This is a genomic window from Chitinophaga sp. H8 (assembly GCF_040567655.1).
GTDB classification, from domain to species: Bacteria; Bacteroidota; Bacteroidia; order Chitinophagales; family Chitinophagaceae; genus Chitinophaga; species Chitinophaga defluvii.
In genome coordinates this window covers 777248-800217 of record NZ_JBEXAC010000002.1, presented here as the reverse complement: position 1 = coordinate 800217, position 22970 = coordinate 777248, and the positions used below count along the sequence as shown (strand labels likewise).

The following is a 22970-nucleotide window of genomic DNA, read 5'->3' as shown; positions in this document are numbered from 1 at the left end:
TGTAGGGCAGTATTAGCTAATACAATGGTGCCGTTTAATTTTCAAGGCAAAGGTCCATCCTCAGGGTTAAGAGAATATTACCTCCGTGTTAATTGCGAATTATCAATTTTTCTGTCCTAAGTTTGCAACGTTTATGGAAGCAGTTACAGTAAAAAATAACCGCGCCGTAGCCATCTGGTTATATATTGGCGTGGGCATGATAGTGATACAGGTATTATTAGGTGGTCTTACCCGCTTAACTGGCAGTGGATTATCTATTACTGAATGGAAACCAATATTGGGCGCTTTCCCACCCATGAATGAGCAGGCCTGGCAGGCCGCTTTCGACAAATACAAGGAAATAGCCCAGTTCCAGTATGTTAACAGTCATTTTACGCTATCGGATTTCAAATTCATCTATTTCTGGGAGTGGTTGCATCGTGATTGGGCCCGTTTGATGGGGATTGTTTTCATTGTACCGTTCATTTACTTTATCATTAAGAAGAAAATAGACCGTACCATGGTAAACCCTATGGTGATTCTATTTGTGTTGGGTGGATTACAGGGAGCAATAGGCTGGATCATGGTAAAAAGCGGGCTGAATGAAGAGAATTTGTATGTAAGTCATATCCGGCTGGCCATTCATTTTATCGCCGCTCTGGCATTATTATGTTATGTGCTGTGGTTTGCTTTAAAGTTATCAGTGCCTGTCAAGGAGATTCTGCCGGTGGAAACGCTGAAAAAATTAAATACCTGGCTGTTAGCCCTGCTGACCATACAGCTGGTCTACGGTGCTTTTATGGCAGGATTGCATGCAGCACTGGCTGCTAGCACCTGGCCGGATATTAATGGTATGTGGTGGCCCACAGGGATGTTTGCCCAGGGCGGCTTGCTGGCCGATATAACACATAATCAGATCACTATTCAGTTTCTCCATCGCGGACTTGCCTACCTGATCACTATACTTGTAGCTATCTGGTGGTGGAAAGCCGGACAAACGCCTTCCTATAGCTTATTACACAAAATGCGTTATTTACCCTTACTGCTGGTATTACTTCAGGTGCTTTTAGGGGTATTGACTATTTTAGGCAGCCAGGTAAAAATCCCAATCAGCTATGCCATCCTGCACCAGTTTGTAGGAATGCTTTTATTATTGGCTTTGGTATGGACACAATTCCTGAGCAGAGGTACTTCTATTAAAGCAGTTTAATACAATATATAAAGTTTGCAGTAAGGAAGTTCCCGGTGAAGTTGAGGCTTCATCGCAAAATTTTGCGTAAGTTTATCGGAATTAGCTTACGAAAAAGGTGAAATTACTACTAGTAAAAATTTACTATTCTTTCCCTATACAACTCCTGCTGTTGCATTTTCGCAAATACCAGGTTTTGTTGATCTTCTGGGCAATATTGTTCGGGACGATCAACGGGGGATTTGCAAAAGTATTTGGGGGGGATGCCTTGTTTCTTGCACCGGAATATCTGGGACAGGTTAATTTCTATAGTACTACTATATTAGGCCTGGCTACTGGTGTTTTTATCATGAGCTGGCATATTACCACTTTCATTCTGCATACCGGCAGGTTTAAGTTTCTGGCTACTACTTCCCAGCCCTTTTTCAAGTATTGTTTAAATAATTCAATTATTCCGCTGGCCTTTATCATCTGTTTGATCTTTCGCGGATGGGAGTACCAACGGTATGAACAATTGAGTACTCTGCCGGAAATACTGCTGCTGGCAGAAGGGTATATTTGCGGGGTTTTATTCATCATTTTCTTCTCCTTCTTTTACTTTTTTAATGCAGATAAAAATATTGGCCGCCGGCTGGAGAAAAAGTTTGGCAATCCCCGTAATTTTTTAAAACTGGTACTGAAGCCCAGCCAGGAACCCGACGAAAATGCACTCCCGGTACATAACTATTTTAACACGCCCTGGAAGATCCGCCGGGCCAGAAACGTAGACCATTATAACAAACACTACCTGGACAGCATCTTAAAACAACATCACTTCGCAGCAATCATTACAATCGGATGTGCACTTGTTTTTCTGGTAATACTGGCCTATCTCATGGACTATAATGTGTTCAGGATACCGGCAGGTGCGAGTGTGCTGGTGTTTTTTGCCTTTCTGATAGGTGTAGCAGGTGCTTATGCTTATGTATTGCAAACCTGGGCCATACCCACCTTATTGGTGATGCTGTTTGGGCTAAACTGGATGGTAGAGCATGATTGGGTGGACAACCGGAATAAAGCTTACGGGCTTAATTACCGGGATAAGAAAGAACGCCCGGAATATAGTGCGGATGCCTTACAGCGTTTTTTTACAGATGAAAAGTATGAGGCAGATAAGCAACATACTTTGAAGGTGCTGGAAAAATGGAGAGCCAAATTTCCTGCAGGTGAAAAACCCTATTTTGTTGTGATGAATTTCAGTGGCGGTGGCAGCCGGTCGGCTACCTGGAGCGTAAATGTGCTGCAAAGGCTGAACAGTATGCTGAAAGATACCTTGATGCGACAAACAGTACTGATGACCGGGGCCTCCGGAGGAATGATGGGGGCCAGTTATTTTCGGGAGTTGTATTATGAACAGTTGCAGGGAAAGGCGGTTCAGCTGACAGACAGTATTTATGCAGAAAGGATTTCCAGGGATCTGTTGAATTCTGTTTTTTCTGCTATGGCAGTTAATGATTTTATTACTCCTTTCCGCAGTTTTCATATTGGGGATAATCACTATGCCAAAGACAGGGGATATGCCTTTGAAATGCAGCTGAACAACAATACAGCTTTTGTGCTGGATAAAACCCTCAAAGATTATAAGGAGCCGGAAGAAACAGCAGCTATACCGATGCTGATATGGAATGCCACTATCAATGCCGACGGGCGAATGTTGGTGATGTCTCCCCAACCCGTAAGTTATTTGTGTAGTCCGCAGTACCAGTATCCCACCCGTCAGGGCAGAGATATTGACGGGGTGGACTTTGCCCAGTATTTTGCAGCCCAGGGGGCCATGGACCTGAGGATTACCAGCGCTATCCGCATGTGCGCTACCTTTCCTTATGTATTACCCAATGCATTTTTGCCCAGTAACCCTATCATAGACGTAATGGATGCGGGCATCCGGGATAATTTTGGACAACAAACGACGCTCCGGTTTTTGTACACGTTCCGGGATTGGATCAATGAAAATACCAAAGGAGTGCTGTACCTGCAGGTACGGGATACCCGGAAAAATGAAATGCAGCCGATTAAAAAAACAAAAAACCTCAGTGACCTGATTTTTGAGCCGCTGTTCACCATGCAGCAGCACTGGAGCGCCATGCAGGATTTTGACCAGGATGGGCTGGTGAATTACATGGAAGGGCATTTCCCCAATAAATTCCACCGGGTTATTTTTCAATATGTACCCCAACAGCAGGATAAAGCCGCTGCTTTAAGCTGGCATCTTACCTCCCGCGAAAAGCTGGATATTGCCAATGCGCTGAATAACCCTGCCAACCAAAGTGCTTTTAATTACATTCTGCAACTGATGAAGCAGAAATAGCAGTTATTGCCAGCTTTTAGCCTAATGCAGCGAATGCTTTAAAATAGGCTTATTGATACTCTTAGAACGCTTTTACTATGCCTTTACTATAGCTCAACCATGCTTCGGCCATAGTGTAATTATGCCTTTGGAACGCTTTTACTATGCCTTTACTATAGCTCAACCATGCTTCGGCCATAGCGTAACCATATCAATAGCATACTATCTGATCCGGCGCTTTCCTTTTTAAATCGAATCCTAATGCATTCAGAATGAGTAGCTTTTGCGAAAGTAGGATTACCTTTGTTTTAGCTGGATAAAGGATTAAAGCTGTGAAAAGTACCACCGTTTTCAGGGATTATTACCAGAAGGGAATGCCTTAATAACTGATTGATGATCATTTGAAAAAAGAAATATAAGCCGGAATTATTATTCAACATATTGATTTTCAGCACGTCATACACCAATTTTATCATCTGACCAAATGATTACATTTATTTAAAGTCAGGGCCCTTCAGTCTCGTCTGTTTTTCGTACCTTTGCGCCTCGTTTTTGTAGCTGCTTTTCACTTAAACATAACCATCTGGCAGCTAAATAATAAAATATATGAATATTCGTAATATCGCAATTATTGCACACGTAGACCATGGTAAGACTACTTTGGTGGATAAGATTTTGCATCAAGGCAACATTTTCCGGGCTAACCAGGAGACTCAGGACCTGATCATGGATAGTAATGATCTGGAAAGAGAACGTGGGATCACTATATTTAGTAAAAACGCGTCTGTTGAATATAAAGGTACCAAGATCAATGTGATTGATACCCCAGGTCACGCCGACTTTGGTGGTGAAGTGGAAAGAGTATTGAAAATGGCTGATGGGGTTATTTTGCTGGTAGATGCTTTTGAAGGGCCTATGCCACAAACCCGTTTTGTACTGCAAAAAGCATTGCAACTGAACCTGAAACCAATTGTGGTTATCAATAAGGTGGATAAGCCTAACTGCCGTCCGGACGAAGTACATGATGCAGTATTTGAACTGTTCTTTAACTTGGATGCCACCGAAGAACAATTAAACTTCCCTACTTTTTACGGTTCTGGTAAAAATGGCTGGTTTAATAGTTCATTGACCCAAACAGAAGATATCAGCCCATTAATGGATGGTATTCTGGAATATGTACCTGAGCCTAAAATTGCGGAAGGTACTTTGCAAATGCAAATCACTTCTCTGGATTATTCTTCTTTCCTGGGTCGTATCGCAGTAGGTAAAATCACCCGTGGTAGTATTAAAGAAAACCAGCCCATTGCATTGATGCAGGCAGACGGGGTTGTTAAAAGACAACGTGTTAAGGAATTATACATATTTGAAGCCTTAGGGAAAAGAAGAGTAACTGAAGTATTAGCTGGTGATATTTGTGCAGTAGTAGGTCTGGAAGATTTTAACATTGGTGATACTATTTCTGATGCAGAAAATCCGGAAGCATTACCAGTGATCAGCGTGGATGAGCCTACTATGAACATGCAGTTCAGTATTAATAACTCTCCATTTTATGGTAAGGATGGTAAGTTTGTAACTTCCCGTCACCTGCGTGATCGTTTAATGAAGGAAACTGAGAAGAACCTGGCACTGCGTGTACTGGATTCTGATAACGCAGATAGCTTCATGGTATATGGCCGTGGTATCCTGCACTTAGGTGTATTGATTGAAACCATGCGTCGTGAAGGATACGAATTAACCGTAGGGCAACCACAGGTAATTACCAAGCTGGTAGATGGTAAAAAATGCGAACCATATGAAACACTGGTAGTAGATGTTCCACAGGAATTTGCCAGTAAAGTAATTGATCTGGTTACCCGCCGTAAAGGTGAGATGCTGATCATGGAAACGAAAGGTGAAATGCAGCACCTGGAATTCGAAATACCTTCCCGTGGTTTGATCGGTTTGCGTACACAAATGCTGACGGCTACTGCTGGTGAAGCGGTAATGGCCCACCGGTTTAACGATTACAAAGCCTGGAAAGGAGCGATCCCTGGGCGTAACAATGGTGTATTGATTGCTAAAGAAGCAGGTAGTACTACCGGTTATTCTCTGGATAAATTACAAGACAGAGGCTCTTTCTTTGTTGATCCGGGAGAAGATGTATACAGAGGTATGATCATTGGTGAAAATAATAAACCGGGAGATCTGGTGGTAAATGCCAATGAAGGTAAGAAGCTGACTAACATGCGTGCCAGCGGAAGTGATGCTGCTACCAGCATTGCTCCTAAAATACTGATGACACTGGAAGAATGTATGGAATACATCCAACATGATGAGTGTATTGAAGTAACGCCAAATCACATACGTATGCGTAAAACCATATTGGATGAGGATGAGCGTAGAAAAATGTCTAAGTCAATGAAAGTAGAAGCATAGTAGTAAGATAACAGCACTATATAAAGCGCCGTTTCACATGAGTGAAACGGCGCTTTTGTTAAGTATACTTTTAGCTGGGTAGCCGGGCATTATTTAGCTACGGCGATTCTATATTTTTTACCCTTCATTTTTTGTTCTCTTACGTTCGCCAGTAATTCCCGTACTTTCTTTTTCTTTACTGCTGCAAAAGAAACAAAGTCTTTTACTTCTATCATGCCGAGATCTCCTTTCTCCAGTTTGCCTATTTTGGAGAAGAACCCTACGATATCTACTTTATTGATCTTATCTTTTTTGCCTCCGCTGATGTAAAGTGTTGTCCATACAGTAGCAGGTGGCAGGGAGCTTTTAGCAGGTAATTCCAGTAAAGCCGGTGTCTCACTTAGATACTCAGGCAAAGGCTCCTCCTTATGCAGAATGAGGTAAGCAGTACCAGTAGCAAGCATACGGGCAGTACGACCATTCCTGTGGGTAAACTCTTCCAGGGAAGGCGACATATGATAGTGTATTACGTGCTTCATTTCAGGAATATCCAATCCGCGTGCTGCCAGGTCAGTCGCAACCAGGAAAGTGACGCTACCGTTTCTGAAGCGTGTAAGTGTGAGCTCGCGGTCCATTTGCTCCATTCCCCCATGAAAAAAAGCACTGTCTATTCCCTTTTCCTGTAGCAACTGGCTGGTACGTTCCACAGCTTCGCGATGATTGCAGAATATAATTGCAGCTTCTCCACCCAGGGAGCAAAGCAGTTGAAACAGCGTGTCTATTTTATCCTTTTCCTCGGAGATGACCAGTTTTAACTGTAGGGCATTAGTTGTCTGCTGTTCGCTGATGAAATCAAGCACCTTAGGGGCTGTTATACCGGTAAATGCCGGGATTTCAATGGCAGCTGTAGCAGAAACCAGTATCCGTTTGCTGACCTGCTTTAAAGCATCTGTAATGTAAGACATCTCTTCTTCAAAGCCCAGCGCCAGTGATTTGTCAAACTCATCCAGTACCAGGGTATGTATGTCTGCTGTGGAGAAAGTATTGCGGCTGATGTGATCTGCGATTCTGCCGGGAGTTCCAATAAGCAGGGCAGGAGGGGTACTCAGGCTTTGAATTTCTGTAGGCATGGAATGACCCCCATAAAAGCTGCTTACCTTAAAGCCGGTGCTCATTTTTTTCCAGACCTGTTCTATCTGAAGGGCCAGTTCTCTTGAGGGTACCAGTATCAGGCATTGTACCTGGGAGTTATTGGGTTGCAGGTTGTTGAGTACCGGGACCAGGAATCCCAGTGTTTTACCCGAGCCTGTTGGGGCTAAAAGCACAACATCCTTATGGGAGGGGATAGTGGCATGTGCTAATTCCTGCATGTTATTCCATGCGGAGATTCCTAAATTGGATAAAAGTTTCTTGTTACGTTCTACCGTTTGCATGGGCAAAGGTACTCAAAAAAAATCCCCGCCCAGAAATGAGCAGGGATGTAACTAACTAACCCAATGCTTACTAAAACTAAAACTAACTTATAGTAAGAATATTATTGATTTGCCTCTTGTTGTTCGGCAATTTTTGCTTTTATCTTTCCTTCTATTTCGGCAGCTAATTCCGGGTTATCGTTGAGCAGTTGTTTTACTGCATCCCGGCCCTGGCCCAGCTTGTTGGTATCATAGCTGAACCAGCTACCGCTTTTCTGAACAATTCCATATTCTACACCCATATCGATGATTTCCCCTGTTTTGGAAACCCCTTGGCCGTAAACGATATCAAATTCAGCCTGGCGGAAGGGAGGCGCTACTTTATTTTTAACTACTTTTATTTTTACGCGGTTACCAATTGCTTCGTCACCATCCTTGATCTGTGCCATACGGCGTATATCCAGACGTACAGAAGCGTAGAATTTCAGGGCATTACCACCGGTAGTAGTTTCGGGATTGCCGAACATTACACCTATCTTTTCACGCAGCTGGTTAATAAATATGCAGCAGCAGTTGGTTTTGGAAATAGTGGCAGTCAGCTTACGGAGTGCCTGGGACATCAGGCGGGCCTGTAATCCCATTTTACTTTCTCCCATTTCACCTTCCAGCTCTGCTTTAGGTACCAGGGCAGCTACGGAATCCACCACTACTACGTCTACAGCGCCGGAAAGGATCAGGCGGTCGGCAATTTCCAATGCCTGCTCGCCATGGTCTGGCTGTGAAATCAGCAGAGAGTCAACATCCACGCCTAATCTTTTAGCGTAACTGCTGTCAAAAGCGTGCTCCGCATCTATAATGGCGCAGATACCGCCTTTTTTCTGTGCTTCTGCGATTGTATGAATAGCAATAGTAGTTTTACCGGAAGATTCAGGCCCATATATTTCTATTACCCTGCCTTTAGGCAGACCACCTATGCCCAGTGCAATATCCAGGCCCAGGGAACCGGTAGAAATGACCTCCATTGGGGCCTCTGCTTTTTCACCCATCATCATTACAGAACCTTTTCCAAAGTCCTTATCAATCTTATCTATGGTAAGGCGCAGGGCCTTCAGTTTTTCTGCATTGGCTGTAGACATATAGTAAGTGTTTTTTACAAATTTAATGGTGTGCTAAGTTAATATCTAATTTTGTATTTTCCTAAAAAAATTAGCATTTTATTATTTTTACTAAAATTTCTAGTAAAAAACCATCTCCCGTCTGTTTTTCCTTTTAGTAAGTAATTATCTGTATCTGCGATGGTTTTACAAAGATGGGGTACTGTTACGCAGTAGATATGCGTAACGAGCTCCTCTTTTAAAAAAGGGGCAATTTTTTATAAAAAAAAGATAAAAGGGCCATGGTAGCCTCTTGAGAATGTCGGGATACAAGAGGGAGGGCTTTCAGAAAGGGGGGCGTATTAATACTCCATTTTGAAAAAGCGTATAAATACGCTTGAGTATCACCTGGAAATATAACATTTTTGCATTGTCAAATTTTGTTGTTGTAGTTGTTAACCCGCTTCATTGATTTGTTATCCCGGTTGTTTGTTAGTCATTGTTTGTTAGCCTGCCCTACGGCCTTGCATCCTGTTGTTACCTGAAGAAAATGAGTGGTGTGGTTGGCGGAACAGGTTTAAACCCCAAATTTTACAAGCAGCCATGGCTGGATGACAATTAATCATAAATGAGGAAGCCGGACAAGAGGGTTCCTCATTTTGTTTTAGGTAATCGCCGGTATTAACCAATCATCGCATAAGCGGCCAGCTGGGCAAGAATGCCCACTATAAAACCCAGGTAAACCTCTGCAGGGGTATGAGCAGCTAATACGAGCCGGGCAACAGCTACCAGGCCTGCGGCAAAAAAGGTGATAACTAAAGGAAAGGTAACATTGATGTCCATACCCCACATGAGCGCCAGTAAAAGTCCGATAACACCTCCCCAACCTACGGTATGCATGCTGATCTTCACAAAATTATTACTTACAAATGCAATAATAATGGCGATGAATATCCCCAGGAAGAAGGCATTAAAGAAAGGAGGCGCTACACCTTCCCGCAGAAAAGTGTAAAAGGCCCAGAAATAAAATATAATGATGGCCACATATGGAATGATGCGGTCCCGTTGGGTTTTAAGATAAATGGAGGATACGAATCCAAGTGCCTTGGATAATAATACAGTTAACAGTGGAAAGAAGATACTGATGCTGATTACCCGGAAGTAAAGCATATCGTAGGGAAACTTTTTACTAAACTGTTTAAATGTTACAAAGTATTCCGGTAATGCATATACCAGGAGTATTGTAATAACAGTAGGGATGAACAAAGGATGCATCACATAGGAGATCACCTGTGCTATCGCACGCATACCTGGTGAAAACCGGGGTTCCATTTCCAGCGCACCATCTTTATTTAAAACAGCTTGTTCTTGCATAATAGTAATCCCGTATTGTATGGGGCTTATAATTCTTTACGTAAACGGGCCACAGGTATATTCAGCTGCTCCCGGTATTTGGCAACGGTACGGCGTGCAATATTATACCCTTTATCCTGCAACATTTTAGTCAGGTTCTCATCACTCAGTGGTTTTCGTTTATTTTCCCCTTCGATCAGATCGGATAATATTTTCTTCACTTCCCTGGTAGACACTTCTTCCCCGCTATCTGTAGATAAGGATTCTGAGAAGAAAAACTTCAGTTTAAATGTACCAAACTCCGTTTGCACATATTTACTGTTGGCTACACGGCTTACCGTAGAAATATCCAGTTGGGTGATATCAGCAATATCTTTCAGGATCATGGGCTTCATGGTAGTTTCATCGCCCGTCAGGAAAAACTCTTTCTGATAATTCATGATAGATTCCATGGTAGACAGCAGGGTATGCTGGCGCTGTTTAATAGCATCAATAAACCATTTGGCGGCATCTATCTTTTGTTTGATAAACAGCACGGCTTCTTTCTGGCGTTTATCTTTTTTATCCCCTCTGTCATATTCCCGCAGCATGTCCTTATATCCTCCGGAAATACGGAGATCAGGTGCATTTTTGGAGTTGAGTGTTAATTCCAGTTTACCATTATTATTAAAAACAAAGAAATCCGGTAGTACATAGCTCTCGGCTTTGTTTAGCGTAGCGTAATTACCACCTGGCTTGGGATTTAATTTAATGATCTGGTTAATGCACTCCTTCAGGCCTTCGTCTGAGAGATTGAGGGCCTTTTGAATTTTCTCGTAATGTTTCTTGGTAAACTCCTCAAAGTAGTTTTCAAGGATATTGTATGCATTTTGCACGCTTACATCATCCTGTGTTTTACGCTTTAATTGCAGCAGCAGGCATTCTTTGAGATCTGCGCAACAAACGCCGGGCGGGTCAAATTCCTGAATCTTTTTGATCAGCCCTTTTATTTCCTCTTCACTGGTATTGATATTTTGTGAAAAAGAGAGGTCATCTACGATAGCGCTGATTTCCCTGCGCAGGTATCCATCGTCATCAATACTCCCGATAATCTGTTCCGCCACACTTTGCTGATGATCATCCAGTGCCAGCATGCCCAGCTGACTGAGCAGGTGTTCATGAAAGGAGGTTTCTACCCGGATTGGAATGGTTTTATTGCTCTCATCCGGATCAGGATAGTTATCATCCCGTAGCTTATAATCGGCTATGTCATCATCCCCTTCACTTACATATTCAGATATATCGATATTATCATATTCGTTTTCACTCCCGTCTGGTTCAAACTCGTCTTCTCCAGAATTTTCAAATTCCTCTGTAGTATCTTTGGTCAGGTCTTCCTCATGTGCCTCTTCTCCATATTCCAGGGCAGGGTTTTCCTCCAGCTCTTCTTTGATTCTTTCTTCCAGATTAGCTGTAGGTACCTGCAGCAGTTTCATCAGTTGAATCTGCTGAGGTGACAGTTTTTGTAATAGCTTTTGCTGTTGTGTCTGCTTTAACATAGTCTACTCCCTATCTTGGGCAAAAATAATAACAATAGTTATAAGTATTACTTTAATCCGTAACATAGCCACTATGGCTGTTTACAGTAAAGAATTGTGGTAATTTGCGGTGCTGGGGTGCTGTGGGTACTACAGTTCCAGTTCCAATTGGTCATCCGGTAATAACCGGAAGGATTTCCTGTGGTAGGGGGTATCACCAAACTCCCGTATGGCATCCCGATGTTGCTGAGTTGGGTAACCTTTATTCACACTCCAGCCAAAATGGGGGTATTGTGCATGCAATTGCTGCATATACTCATCCCGGTATGTTTTAGCAAGAATGGATGCCGCTGCAATAGATGCATACTTACCATCCCCTTTAACGATACAGGCATGCGGAATATTACCATAGGCATAAAAACGATTACCGTCTACCAGTATAAATTCCGGTTGCTGCTGCAATTTTTCCAGGGCAAGGTGCATGGCTTTGAACGAAGCCTTTAAAATATTTATCTTGTCAATTTCGTCATTATCAACGCTGGCCACTGCAAAATACAAGGCTTCTTTTTCCACAATATAACGCAATTCGTCCCTTTGGGAGGCTTTGAGCTGTTTGGAATCATTCAGCAAAGGATGATGAAAATCCCGGGGTAATATCACTGCAGCCGCAAACACCGGACCGGCCAGACACCCCCTTCCGGCTTCATCGCAGCCAGCTTCTATGAATGTATGTTGATAGTAAGAAAGTAACAAAAACAATATTTTAAACGCGGTAAAATTACAAAAATCAGTATAGGAAAGTATCAGATATTAAAAACCTGCCGGCATATGATGGCTAAATGTAAACATTTGCCTCCGCCGGCAGGGTAACAAAATGATTTTTTATTTTACTCAAACAGCTTCTTAAAGTTTTGTTTGAGCTCAGTCCATTCCTTATCAGACTTGTCCAGCAGCGTATCCACACCCTTTTTGGTATCATTCCATGCAGATTCACTACTGTTCTTCACGTCGTCCAGCTTTTTGTTCATTTCGACCTTTAGCTCTTCCAGTTTTTTACGGGCCTTTTTCCCTTTTTCAGAGCCATCCTTTTTCAGGTCCTCTATTTTCTGGTCAATTTTCGTGATACGGTCAGACAGATCCTCTTCCGCTTTTTTCTTTTGTTCTGCAAGGTAGTCACCGGCGCTATTGGCAGTTTCTTTTACATTTTCGCCAATTTTTTCTACCCCTTCCTTCACTTCTTCTTTCTTCTCTTTCTGCGCCGTGTTTTCGTTGCAGGCAAATAAAAGGGAAGCAGCAGCCATCAGTAAGAACATTTTTTTCATGGTGTTTTTTTTAATAGTCAGTAATAGGTGTTTTTCCCGCGTAGTTGTCTTCTGTTAAGCAAATCACATTCCATTTTTTGCTGGGAATAATAATTGACTTAGATAATTGACCTTATGTATTTTATATTTAATTAATACGGGGAGGCCGCTCAAGTATTTTCCCCGTATTTACGTAAGTGGTTATCAAAAAAAAAGGTAGGTTTGGGCCCAATACGCAAAATCTGAACATTATGAAGAAAAATGTATTCATTTTGCTCTTACTGCTTACCGTAAAAATGGCCAAAGCAGATGAGGGCATGTGGCTGCCTTATTTATTAGGACAGCAAGTGTACAATGACATGGTGAAGAAAGGTCTCAAACTTTCCAAAGAACAATTGTACAGTATTAACAAAGCTTCCCTGAAAGATGCGATCATTATTTTCGGTGGTGGATGTACCGGTGAGATAGTGAGCAATGAAGGGTTGATATTTACCAACCATCACTGTGGTTATGGTGCTATTGCTTCTGCCAGTACGGTAGAACACAACTATCTTAAGAACGGTTTTTATGCTTTAAATAAGCAACAGGAGATACCAGCACCGGAACTTTCTGTACAATTCCTGGTAAAGGTGGAAGATGTGACCAAACAGGTGGAAGAAGTATTGAAGGGTACATCAGGTATGGACCGGCTGCAGAAACAGCAGCAAATAACCGGCGAAATTGCTGCGAAAGCGATGGAAGGTACAGGCTATGAGGCGAAAGTAATGCCGATGTTCAAAGGCAACCAATACCTGCTGTTTGTTTACGAACGCTATAAAGATATCCGTTTGGTAGGTACGCCTCCTGAAAGCATCGGAAAATTTGGAGGAGATACCGATAACTGGGAATGGCCCCGTCATACCGGTGATTTTTCCATTTTCAGGGTGTATACGGATAAAAATGGCAAACCAGCTGCTTATGCTGCCGATAATGTGCCCTTAAAACCTAAGCACTTCCTGCCTATTTCCATAAAAGGTGTAAAGGAGAACGATTATGCCATGATCTATGGTTATCCCGGTGGAACCAACCGTTATGAGAGCTCTTTCGGTGTTAAGTTGAAAACTGAAGTGGAAAACCCTTCTATTGTAAACCTGCGTGATGTGAGGTTGAAAGCCATGTTTGAGCAAATGAAAAAAGATCCGGCTGTGAAATTGAGCCTGGCTTCTTCCTATGCAGGGATTGCCAACTATTGGAAATTCTTTGACGGAGAAACCAAGCAATTACTGAAACATCATGTGCTGGAGCAGAAAAAACAGGAAGAAGCTGCTTTCGAAAAATGGGCACAAGGTAAACCGGAATATGAAAATATCTTTAAAGACTACGAGCAGATTTATAAAGAATGGAGCCCTTATGCCAAACATCGCCAGTACATCAATGAAGGCATCTTCGGCTCTCCGTTAGCTGCTTTTGCTGCCAGTCTTCAAGGGGTAGAAAAAGCGCTGGTACAGCCGGGTGGCTCTAAAGATGCCATAACCCAGGCGGTAATGGCGGCTGATAAGGCACGTACCAGCTTCATGGAAGGGGAGAACAAGCCCAGTGATCAGAAAATACTGGCGGCGACCTGCAGAATGTTTTATACCGATATTCCCAAGGACCAGCAGCCTATTGGTTTTTATGATGCATTTAAAAACAAGTTTGGCAGCCTGGATGAAGAAAATACTTATCGCCTGTGGGCCGCTGGTGTAATGGCAAATACCATTATCCTGAATGACGCTAAGTGGAAGGCTTTTGTGGAAAATCCGGATGCGGTAACCCTGCAGAATGACCCTGCCTTTGCTTATGCCAGCGCTTTCGTGAAAAATTATGTAAGTAAATACATGCCGCTCTACAACCAGTTTACTATCAAAAATGGTGACCTGGGAAGAATCTATCAGAAAGGATTATTGGAAATGGAACCCAACAAAAAATGGTATCCTGATGCCAACTTCAGCATGCGCCTCTCTTATGGACAGGTAAAACCATATTCACCACGTGATGGTATATACGCTGATTACGTATGTACGATGAAAGGGGTAATGGAAAAATATGTGCCTGGCGACTATGAGTTTGACCTGCCTGAAAATTATGCAGCCCTGTATGAGAAAAAGGACTTTGGGCCGTATAAAGATGCCAGGAAGAATGATGTGGTAGTATGTTTTATCACTACCAATGATATTACCGGCGGAAATTCAGGTTCACCTGTACTGAATGCAAATGGTGAGCTGATAGGTCTTGCGTTTGATGGCAACTATGAAGCCTTAAGCCACAAGATCCAGTTTGATAAAGACTATAACCGTACTATCTGTGTGGATGTACGCTATGTACTATGGTGCATAGATAAATTGGGGGGTGCTAAAAACATCATTAATGAATTGAAAATTGTAAAATAATCTCGTTTATATTATGATTTTAAAGCCCTGGCAGTATTTCTGCCAGGGCTTTTTGTTATTACTCCGGTTTTCCGCAACCTTTTTAAGGGCCTGTTTGTTAAAACACAAATGCCTTCCTGCTTACAGCAGTTACTTCGCAGAAAGCGCAGTCGGTAAAACCAAAAAATAACCTTGCATGCATATCTATACGCTGTTACTATCCGGAGTGATTGGGATTTCGTGCAGCCTGCAGGCAATAGCCCAGGAAAAAAATATTCAGGAACTATTTACGAAGGATACCACCAAACCCTCTTTCTTTAAAAAAGTAACGCTTACCGGTGTGTTCCAGGCACGATATACCATTTCTTTTACACAAGATGTAGATGTAACGGGTACTTATCATCCCAATGCTGCAGATGAGGTAGTACGTAATAGCTTTAGTATCAGACGGGCCCGTTTGCAGGTAAAAGCGCAGATCAGCGACCGGTTTTCGGCATCTACACTTATTAACCTGGCCGAATTTAATGGTGACCCTAAAGGCAAAGTGCTGGAGAACGCATTTATTTCTTACCGGTGGAATGATAAACTGAACTTTACAATTGGCCAGTTTCGCCCTTCTTTTGGGCTGGAGGATCTTTATCCTGTAGACATTATTAAATCCCTGGATTTTTCCAACCAATATTATTCTTTTGGCAGCAATGGCTGGCAAAGCTTTCAGATCGGAGCTTCCATGTTTGGAACATTTAAAAATGGTAAGCTGCCGGTTAGCTATGCTATTTCAGTAGTGAATGGAAACAACCGCAATCAGGTAACGGATGATGATAATGGTAAACTGGCTACAGCAAGGCTGGAACTGGGACCTAAAGAAACTTTTGCCGTGGGACTGAACGGCGGCTTTGGAAGTGTGAAAAAAAGAGGGGTGTATGCAGCGGGGCTAGATGTAGCTGGTACAATTAAATTGTTTGATAAGTGGGATATACAAATACAAACAGAATATAAAAGAGGGACTAACCACCGCTTTTTTTATGGCCTTCCGGATAGTTTGCGGACAGATCCTATCCGTAGATACCAAATGGGAGGCATCTATTTTTTGCCTAATATCCGCTACAATATCAATTATCATAAGCTTACGTCTATTGAGTTTTCTGTACGGTACGAATATTTTAATGAAGATTTAGATCATAACGGTAATGTGCGTCAAACCTGGATGCCCATGATCAGTCTGGCTTTTCTGAAGGACTATGGCGGACGTATACAATTAGGTATGCAACTGGATAATTATGACCGCAGTGTAGCCGGCACTAAAACCAAGAGCAGCAATCTTTTTGTGGCACAGGTACAATGCCGGCTGTAGCATAAATAACCGAACAACAAACGTTCCTGCACCCTAAATGATACGATAATATGAAGGAAATCAAGTACGCCCCATTACTCATTACGCTGGCAATAGGCCTGATCATCTGGTTTATTCCAGAGCCGGAAGGGGTAAAGCCGGAAGCCTGGCATTTACTCGCCATCTTTTTAGCTACTATCGTAGGGATTATCCTGAAGGCAGCACCTATGGGTACCATGTCTATGATAGCTATTGCGCTGGTAGCCCTTACCGGTGTACTGGCACCCGGAAATCCAGGTAAGTCGATTACACTGGCCCTGAGCAGTTTTGGAGATAAAGTAATATGGCTGATAGGGATTTCCTTTTTTATTGCCCGTGGCTTTATTAAAACCGGGCTGGGCAAAAGAATTGCTTATTTGTTTATCAGAATTTTCGGGCGTAGTTCTCTGGGGCTCGCATATGGATTAGGATTGGCCGACCTGGTACTGGCACCGGCAGTGCCCAGCAATACGGCCCGTGGTGGTGGGATCATTTATCCTATTATGAAATCCATGGCGATAAATTTCGGATCAGAGCCCGAAAAACCGGCAACACACCGTAAGCTGGGGGCCTATCTTTCGCTGAGCAGTTATAATATGAACCTGGTCACCTCTTCGATGTTCCTGACAGGGACAGCCAGTAATCCGATGTGCCAGAAGTTTGCCAAAAACCTGGGTATTGACATTACGTGGACTTCCTGGTTAATGGCGGCACTCGTGCCTGCTGTTATCTCACTGTTGGCGGTGCCTTATATACTTTATAAAATTTATCCGCCTGAGTTAAAGTCTACCGGCGATGCTCCGCAGATAGCTGCTGAAAAGCTGAAGGAAATGGGCCCGGTACACCGGGATGAATGGTTGATGTTGATTGCTTTTGTAGTGTTGCTGGTACTATGGATCACGGGCGACATTTTTAAGATTGATGCTACTACTACAGCTTTTATTGGATTGGTATTTCTGCTCCTGTCGCAGGTGCTTACCTGGGATGATGTAAAAGGAGAGAAAGGCGCCTGGGATACGATTGTATGGTTTTCTGCATTGGTGATGATGGCCAGTTTTTTAAATGAGCTGGGATTTATTCCCTGGTTCAGTGAACTGATGAAAGGGTATGTTGGACACATGAAATGGACGCTGGCCTTCCCGGTAATTGTGCTGGTATATTTCTACAGCCACTACATCTTTGCCAGCGCTACGGCACATGTGGCTGCCATGTATGCTGCTTTTCTCAGTGTAGGAATCTCCGTAGGTATCCCTGGTACATTACTGGCCTTGTCGCTGGGATTCTGTGGCGGCATCTTTGGTACACTTACGCATTATGGCCACGGACCCGCTCCTGTTTTCTTTGGTAGTACCTATGTAGATCTGAAAGACTGGTGGACACGGGGATTTGTGCTCAGTGTTGCCTTTCTGATCATATGGATGGGATTAGGAGGTGTATGGTGGAAGGTATTAGGTATCTGGTAGATAGCACTTTTAAATAACTACTCATGAACTGGATGGAGAGAACGTTATCAAGAAAGAATTTAATGGCATTAACAGGACTTTTCCTGTGCTTTTTCCTGGTAATACACCTGTTGGGTAATCTGCAGCTGCTGTTGCCCGCCGGTGAGGCACAATTGCAGTTTAATGCCTATTCGAAGTTATTATCCGGCAATATTTTTATTAAGATTATTTCTTTTGTATTGTATGCCAGTATTATTGCACATGCAGTATATGCATTGGTAATAACTTTAAAGAATAAACGTGCCGGCGGCACCCCTTATCACTATGATCAAAGAGGGGCAGCGAGCAAATGGTACAGCCGTAATATGGGCATATTGGGTACCATTATTCTTATTTTCCTGATCATCCATTTTAAAGACTTCTGGTACCAGTACAAATTTGGGCAAATGCCGGTAGACGCGCATGGCCAAAAAGATCTGTATACACTGGTAGTAACAGTATACCAGGAAGGGTGGTATGTAGCCGTATATGTATTGTGTATGGTGGCACTCTGCTACCATTTATTGCATGGCTTTTTCAGTGCTGCGCGCACGTTAGGCGTATATCATCCCAGGTATGCCAGGGGGATCAGGATTTTTGGCTGGATTTTCAGTATTGCTATCTGTGCCGGATTTGCTTTGATACCTGTATATGTTCATTTCTTAAAATAGTTGGTTATGCTGGAATCTAAAATACCTGAAGGGCCACTGGAACAAAAGTGGAGTCATTATAAGTCCACTGCTAAGCTGGTAAATCCGGCCAACCGTAAGCATCTGGACATTATAGTGGTAGGCACCGGCCTGGCAGGAAGTGCTGTAGCGGCATCCTTGGGAGAAATGGGCTACCGGGTAAAGAGTTTCTGCTTTCAGGATTCTCCCCGGCGTGCACATTCTGTGGCAGCACAGGGTGGTGTGAATGCCTGTAAAAACTATAAGAACGATGGCGACAGTGTATACCGGATGTTTTATGATACACTGAAAGGCGGTGACTTCCGTTCACGGGAAGGAAATGTATACCGGCTGGCAGAGTGCAGTGCCGCGTTGATAGATCAGGCAGTAGCGCAGGGGGTACCATTTGGCAGAGAATATGGAGGTTATCTGAACAACCGCTCATTTGGGGGCGTACAGGTGTCTCGTACGTTTTATGCCAGGGGGCAAACGGGTCAGCAATTATTGTTGGGGGCATACCAGGCATTGATGCGACAGGTAGCCGCAGGGACGGTAAAATTATTTTCCCGGCATGAAATGCAGGAGCTGGTTGTAATAGATGGGAAAGCAAGGGGTATTATTGTACGTAATATGGATACCGGAGCATTGGAACGGCATGGTGCACATGCCGTAGTATTGGCTACCGGAGGCTTTGGTAAAATCTATTACCTCTCCACACTGGCGATGGGCTGTAACGGATCTGCTATCTGGCGTGCGCATAAAAAAGGGGCATTAATGGCCAGCCCCAGCTGGACACAGATTCATCCTACCAGCCTGCCGCAATCAGGGGAATATCAGTCGAAACTAACCCTGATGTCGGAATCCTTACGTAACGACGGCCGTATATGGGTACCTAAAAATAGGGATGATCAGCGGGAGCCTAATCAGATCCCGGAAGAGGAGCGGGATTATTATCTTGAACGCCGGTACCCCGCATTTGGTAACCTTTCTCCCCGCGATATTTCTTCCCGTGCAGCAAAAGAGCGTATTGATGCAGGCTATGGTATTGGGCCGCTAAAAAATGCAGTTTACCTGGATTTTTCCAAAGCAATCCGGGAACAGGGGGAAGGTAAGATCCGGGAGAAGTATGGCAACTTGTTCCGCATGTACGAAAAAATTACTGCTGTAAATGCCTATAAGGAACCTATGCGGATATCCCCTGCTGCCCACTTTTCAATGGGCGGACTATGGGTAGATTATGAATTGATGACTACCATACCCGGCCTGTACGCTTTAGGGGAAGCCAATTTTGCAGACCATGGAGCCAATCGCCTGGGGGCAAACTCTTTATTACAGGCTTGTGTGGATGGGTATTTTATAGCGCCCTACACCATGGCTAATTACCTGGCCAATGAAATTAAAAGCGGTCCGATAGATGTGCAGCATCCCGCATTTGCTGAGGCAGAGCAAGCCGTTCAGGAGCAGTTAAAATTATTGTTAGCGATTCAGGGTACTTTATCTGCAGATCATTTTCATAAAACACTCGGAAAAATACTTTATGACCGATGTGGACTATCCCGTTCCAGGCAAGGGTTAGAGTCTGCTATTACAGATATCAGGTCACTGAGAGAACAGTTTCATCAGGAGTTGCGTGTGCCAGGAGGAAACGGGTTAAATAGTGAGCTGGAAAAAGCGGGCCGTGTAGCAGATTATCTTGAATTGGGAGAGCTGATGTGTTATGATGCACTTACCAGGGAAGAGTCCTGCGGCGCGCATTTCCGGGAGGAATACCAGACGGCGGAAGGGGAAGCAGTGCGGAATGATGCGGACTTTTCATTTATATCGGCCTGGGAGTGGGGCGGTGCAGAGGGGCAGCCTATATTACATAAGGAACCACTACATTTTGAGTTTGTAACACCTACGGTAAGAAGCTATAAATAATGCTTAAAACTACTGTATATGAATATACGATTAAATATATGGAGGCAGGAAAACCGGGAGGCAGCCGGGAGCATGGTGGCATATACACTAAAAGATATTAATCCGGATATGTCCTTTCTGGAAATGATGGATACGCTGAATGAACAGTTATTGCGGGAGGGACAGCGTCCGGTAGAGTTTGATCATGATTGCCGGGAAGGCATTTGTGGCCAGTGTGGTATTATGATTAATGGACGGGCGCATGGACCTGTTTCCCATATTACTACCTGTCAGCTGCATATGCGCTCGTTTAAGGATGGGGATACTATTTACATAGAACCATTCCGTGCTGCTGCTTTTCCGGTAAAGTGCGATTTAAAGGTAGACAGGAGTGCGTTTGACCGTATCATTCAGGCGGGTGGGTATATTGCTGCTAATACCGGGCAGGCCCCCGAGGCTAATGCTATACCTATAGGACATGATACTACTGAAGCTGCTTTTGACGCAGCGGCTTGTATAGGATGCGGTGCCTGTGTGGCTACCTGTAAAAACTCCAGTGCAGCACTGTTTACCGGAGCGAAAATCACCCACCTGGCGCTATTGCCGCAAGGAAGGGTAGAGGCTGCAAAAAGGGTGCTGCGTATGGTACAACAGATGGATAAGGAGGCATTTGGGCATTGTAGTAATACAGAAGCTTGTGAGGTAGAATGTCCTCAGCAAATCTCTGTATTGCATATCGCGAGGATGAACTGGGAGTATAATAAAGCGGAGGTCTTAAAAAAGTGAGCAACCCCTTCAGCAGGTGAGGAGGCACGTATCAGCGGTCAGTTCTCATCGATGCGTATAAATACGCATTTTAAAACTTGCGTACCAATACGCGTGTCTGTCTCAAAAGAAGGCACTAGCTTTGCACCTTCTTAAAAGGAAAATATTCAGTTGCTGAAAAGAGTTGCATCCCGCAATGCGTATGATCCCCAATATTTGTTAATCAGGATGTTGTTCCCCAAAAAAAGTGAAATGACGTATTTAAAAATGTTTGTAATGCCCGTAGCCTTGTTTGTAATCGGTGCTACCGGTTGTACCTCAAAAAGTAATGTACAGGTTGGCTTGAATGAAACTATTGTAAATGAAACAATAGCCGCCGGCATCAGTGGAAAAGCAGGTAATATCATTGCCATTAAAGGTGAAGGATTTGGTAATAACCTGGCTGATATTAAAGTGAGTTTTGGTGGTGTGGAAGCACAGGTGTTAAGTGTTGGGAAAAATAGCCTGATGGTAAAGGTTCCCCCGCATAAACCTGGAAAAGTAGCCGTAGTGGTAGCTGTAAATGACAGCGTATCCAATATGATGCATTTTGAATATAAAGTAGTTGGCGTATTAGCCGACAGGGGCCAGCAAACAACCAGGCCTGCTTATGAATAATATTTAAAAGGTATATGGTTTAGTAACCATTGCGTTTTCCCCGTCCGTAGGGGTGTCTCATACTTTTGAGACACCCTTTTTTATGCTGGCATGGTATGGAATTATTAATGTGGTGTTCAGGGGTATCACCGGCGCGCTAGTTTTTGAATGATGCTAAGATAGTAAGCTGTTTTGTCTTTTGCTTTGATGCTTACCACTTCTACATTATTGGCAGTCAACATATCCAATTTGAATTTAGCCATTGACGTTAGCTCTTCGGGAATATAATAATAGATATGGTTTTGTACGGGCACCGTATTGCGCTGGAACTTCTGTCTGGCGCGGTAGGTGAGTAACCACCACAAGTCAGTTTCTACAAAATCCAGGGAGAGGCCAAAGATGTGGATGTCTTTCGTAAAAAACAGGTCGAGCCAGGAATGGTGATGTACCTGGTTGGCTTTAATCCTTCTTAGCAAAGAGGCTTTAGGCACTTTGGAATTGCTATAAAAAGTACCGCTTACCACATAGTTCCGCATTTGCTGTAATTGCCCGCCATAGTGTTCAAACCCCAGGTTGATACTCATGGGATTTAAACAATCACCGTGTACATGCCAATAGTTGGTACCATTGACCTGATACTTGCGAAAAATGCTGTAAAACCGTTCATTAATAAGACTGCTGTTTACTGCAGGGATATCACCTTCCAGTGTGAATTCATAGTTGGTAGTGAGGATATCTGAAGCCTGCAATGCACGAATCGCTGTATGCACCGGATTGGGGGCAATAGCCAGCGTTTTTTCCGCAATAAATGCCTTCAGCGTACTTTCCTTGATATGTGTTTTTTGAATGGCTGTCAGAAAGATCTCTTCATACAATAAAGGAAAAGGCTTTTTGTTATCCAGTGCTACTGCATCACATACCTGGCAGAAATCTATTATTTCCTGCAACAGATCCTGCCAGCTTTGTCCCTTGGAAATGTTGTTGATATCGTTACCGATCATTAAAACCAGGTCGTTCATAGTAATTGGATTTTCAGGTGTTAATGTATAGTAAAAATGGCGGATAGTGGTACCTGTTTTTACAATACAAAGAACGGCAATACCTACGCATTGTAAGTGCATAGCCCGACAAGGCTTTCCGTGTGATGTTCAAGGCAGTTACCAGTGTAAAATAGATAGCACTGCAGCTTTATCCCGT

The 22970-nt window shown here is 43.4% G+C and carries 17 protein-coding genes; 10 read left to right on the top strand and 7 right to left on the bottom strand.

Annotated elements, in window-relative coordinates:
* Positions 1-133: 133 nt before the first annotated feature.
* From ABR189_RS17090 to typA, 3 genes are all read left to right on the top strand, one after another.
* Complete coding sequence (locus ABR189_RS17090; protein WP_354661673.1) at positions 134-1189, top strand: COX15/CtaA family protein; 1056 nt, start codon at positions 134-136, stop codon at positions 1187-1189.
* A gap of 97 nt (positions 1190-1286) precedes the next feature.
* Positions 1287-3515: a patatin-like phospholipase family protein gene (locus ABR189_RS17085; protein WP_354661672.1), complete on the top strand. Its 2229-nt coding sequence runs from the start codon at positions 1287-1289 to the stop codon at positions 3513-3515.
* 585 nt (positions 3516-4100) lie between these two features.
* A complete protein-coding gene (typA, locus tag ABR189_RS17080) occupies positions 4101-5909 on the top strand; it encodes a translational GTPase TypA (RefSeq protein WP_354661671.1) in 1809 nt (602 codons plus the stop codon).
* A gap of 89 nt (positions 5910-5998) precedes the next feature.
* Here typA and ABR189_RS17075 read toward each other — a convergent pair whose 3' ends face one another.
* From ABR189_RS17075 to ABR189_RS17050, 6 genes are all read right to left on the bottom strand, one after another.
* Positions 5999-7258, bottom strand: a complete 1260-nt coding sequence (locus tag ABR189_RS17075; protein WP_354661670.1) for a DEAD/DEAH box helicase — start codon at positions 7256-7258, stop codon at positions 5999-6001.
* Between the two features lie 164 nt (positions 7259-7422).
* Positions 7423-8436: a recombinase RecA gene (recA, locus tag ABR189_RS17070; RefSeq protein WP_354661669.1), complete on the bottom strand. Its 1014-nt coding sequence runs from the start codon at positions 8434-8436 to the stop codon at positions 7423-7425.
* Positions 8437-9075: 639 nt separating this feature from the next.
* Positions 9076-9768, bottom strand: coding sequence for a hypothetical protein (locus ABR189_RS17065; RefSeq protein WP_354661668.1), 693 nt, complete (start codon positions 9766-9768; stop codon positions 9076-9078).
* A 26-nt stretch (positions 9769-9794) separates the two neighbouring features.
* The gene (gene rpoN / locus ABR189_RS17060; protein WP_354661667.1) at positions 9795-11285 is read right to left on the bottom strand and encodes an RNA polymerase factor sigma-54; all 1491 of its coding nucleotides are present in this window, start codon (positions 11283-11285) and stop codon (positions 9795-9797) included.
* Positions 11286-11414: 129 nt separating this feature from the next.
* A complete protein-coding gene (rnhB, locus tag ABR189_RS17055; RefSeq protein WP_354661665.1) occupies positions 11415-12017 on the bottom strand; it encodes a ribonuclease HII in 603 nt (200 codons plus the stop codon).
* A 134-nt stretch (positions 12018-12151) separates the two neighbouring features.
* A complete protein-coding gene (locus ABR189_RS17050; protein ID WP_354661664.1) occupies positions 12152-12586 on the bottom strand; it encodes a hypothetical protein in 435 nt (144 codons plus the stop codon).
* Positions 12587-12816: 230 nt separating this feature from the next.
* On the opposite strand from ABR189_RS17050, the gene ABR189_RS17045 reads away from it, so the two are divergent.
* The 7 genes from ABR189_RS17045 (at position 12817) to ABR189_RS17015 (ending at position 21794) form a co-directional block, all read left to right on the top strand.
* Positions 12817-14973, top strand: coding sequence for a S46 family peptidase (locus ABR189_RS17045; RefSeq protein WP_354661663.1), 2157 nt, complete (start codon positions 12817-12819; stop codon positions 14971-14973).
* A gap of 175 nt (positions 14974-15148) precedes the next feature.
* Entirely contained in the window at positions 15149-16306 is a 1158-nt protein-coding gene (locus tag ABR189_RS17040) for a porin (RefSeq protein ID WP_354661662.1), read from the top strand.
* A gap of 50 nt (positions 16307-16356) precedes the next feature.
* Positions 16357-17787: an anion permease gene (locus tag ABR189_RS17035; RefSeq protein ID WP_354661661.1), complete on the top strand. Its 1431-nt coding sequence runs from the start codon at positions 16357-16359 to the stop codon at positions 17785-17787.
* Between the two features lie 23 nt (positions 17788-17810).
* Complete coding sequence (locus tag ABR189_RS17030) at positions 17811-18476, top strand: succinate dehydrogenase cytochrome b subunit (protein WP_354661660.1); 666 nt, start codon at positions 17811-17813, stop codon at positions 18474-18476.
* 6 nt (positions 18477-18482) lie between these two features.
* Complete coding sequence (locus ABR189_RS17025) at positions 18483-20393, top strand: fumarate reductase/succinate dehydrogenase flavoprotein subunit (RefSeq protein WP_354661659.1); 1911 nt, start codon at positions 18483-18485, stop codon at positions 20391-20393.
* Between the two features lie 18 nt (positions 20394-20411).
* Complete coding sequence (locus ABR189_RS17020; protein ID WP_354661658.1) at positions 20412-21158, top strand: succinate dehydrogenase/fumarate reductase iron-sulfur subunit; 747 nt, start codon at positions 20412-20414, stop codon at positions 21156-21158.
* A 231-nt stretch (positions 21159-21389) separates the two neighbouring features.
* Complete coding sequence (locus ABR189_RS17015) at positions 21390-21794, top strand: IPT/TIG domain-containing protein (RefSeq protein ID WP_354661657.1); 405 nt, start codon at positions 21390-21392, stop codon at positions 21792-21794.
* Positions 21795-21919: 125 nt separating this feature from the next.
* Here the strand turns inward: ABR189_RS17015 and ABR189_RS17010 are convergent, their stop codons facing one another.
* Positions 21920-22894: a hypothetical protein gene (locus ABR189_RS17010; protein ID WP_354661656.1), complete on the bottom strand. Its 975-nt coding sequence runs from the start codon at positions 22892-22894 to the stop codon at positions 21920-21922.
* Positions 22895-22970: the final 76 nt, after the last annotated feature.

Bases quoted from the DNA above. Each gene is read 5' to 3' on its own strand.
- ABR189_RS17090 (WP_354661673.1), top strand. From the start codon at position 134: ATGGAAGCAGTTACAGTAAAAAATAACCGCGCCGTAGCCATCTGGTTA.
- typA (WP_354661671.1), top strand. From the start codon at position 4,101: ATGAATATTCGTAATATCGCAATTATTGCACACGTAGACCATGGTAAG.
- ABR189_RS17075 (WP_354661670.1), bottom strand. From the start codon at position 7,258: ATGCAGGAATTAGCACATGCCACTATCCCCTCCCATAAGGATGTTGTG.
- recA (WP_354661669.1), bottom strand. From the start codon at position 8,436: ATGTCTACAGCCAATGCAGAAAAACTGAAGGCCCTGCGCCTTACCATA.
- ABR189_RS17065 (WP_354661668.1), bottom strand. From the start codon at position 9,768: ATGCAAGAACAAGCTGTTTTAAATAAAGATGGTGCGCTGGAAATGGAA.
- rpoN (WP_354661667.1), bottom strand. From the start codon at position 11,285: ATGTTAAAGCAGACACAACAGCAAAAGCTATTACAAAAACTGTCACCT.
- ABR189_RS17050 (WP_354661664.1), bottom strand. From the start codon at position 12,586: ATGAAAAAAATGTTCTTACTGATGGCTGCTGCTTCCCTTTTATTTGCC.
- ABR189_RS17045 (WP_354661663.1), top strand. From the start codon at position 12,817: ATGAAGAAAAATGTATTCATTTTGCTCTTACTGCTTACCGTAAAAATG.
- ABR189_RS17040 (WP_354661662.1), top strand. From the start codon at position 15,149: ATGCATATCTATACGCTGTTACTATCCGGAGTGATTGGGATTTCGTGC.
- ABR189_RS17035 (WP_354661661.1), top strand. From the start codon at position 16,357: ATGAAGGAAATCAAGTACGCCCCATTACTCATTACGCTGGCAATAGGC.
- ABR189_RS17030 (WP_354661660.1), top strand. From the start codon at position 17,811: ATGAACTGGATGGAGAGAACGTTATCAAGAAAGAATTTAATGGCATTA.
- ABR189_RS17025 (WP_354661659.1), top strand. From the start codon at position 18,483: ATGCTGGAATCTAAAATACCTGAAGGGCCACTGGAACAAAAGTGGAGT.
- ABR189_RS17020 (WP_354661658.1), top strand. From the start codon at position 20,412: ATGAATATACGATTAAATATATGGAGGCAGGAAAACCGGGAGGCAGCC.
- ABR189_RS17015 (WP_354661657.1), top strand. From the start codon at position 21,390: ATGACGTATTTAAAAATGTTTGTAATGCCCGTAGCCTTGTTTGTAATC.
- ABR189_RS17010 (WP_354661656.1), bottom strand. From the start codon at position 22,894: ATGCACTTACAATGCGTAGGTATTGCCGTTCTTTGTATTGTAAAAACA.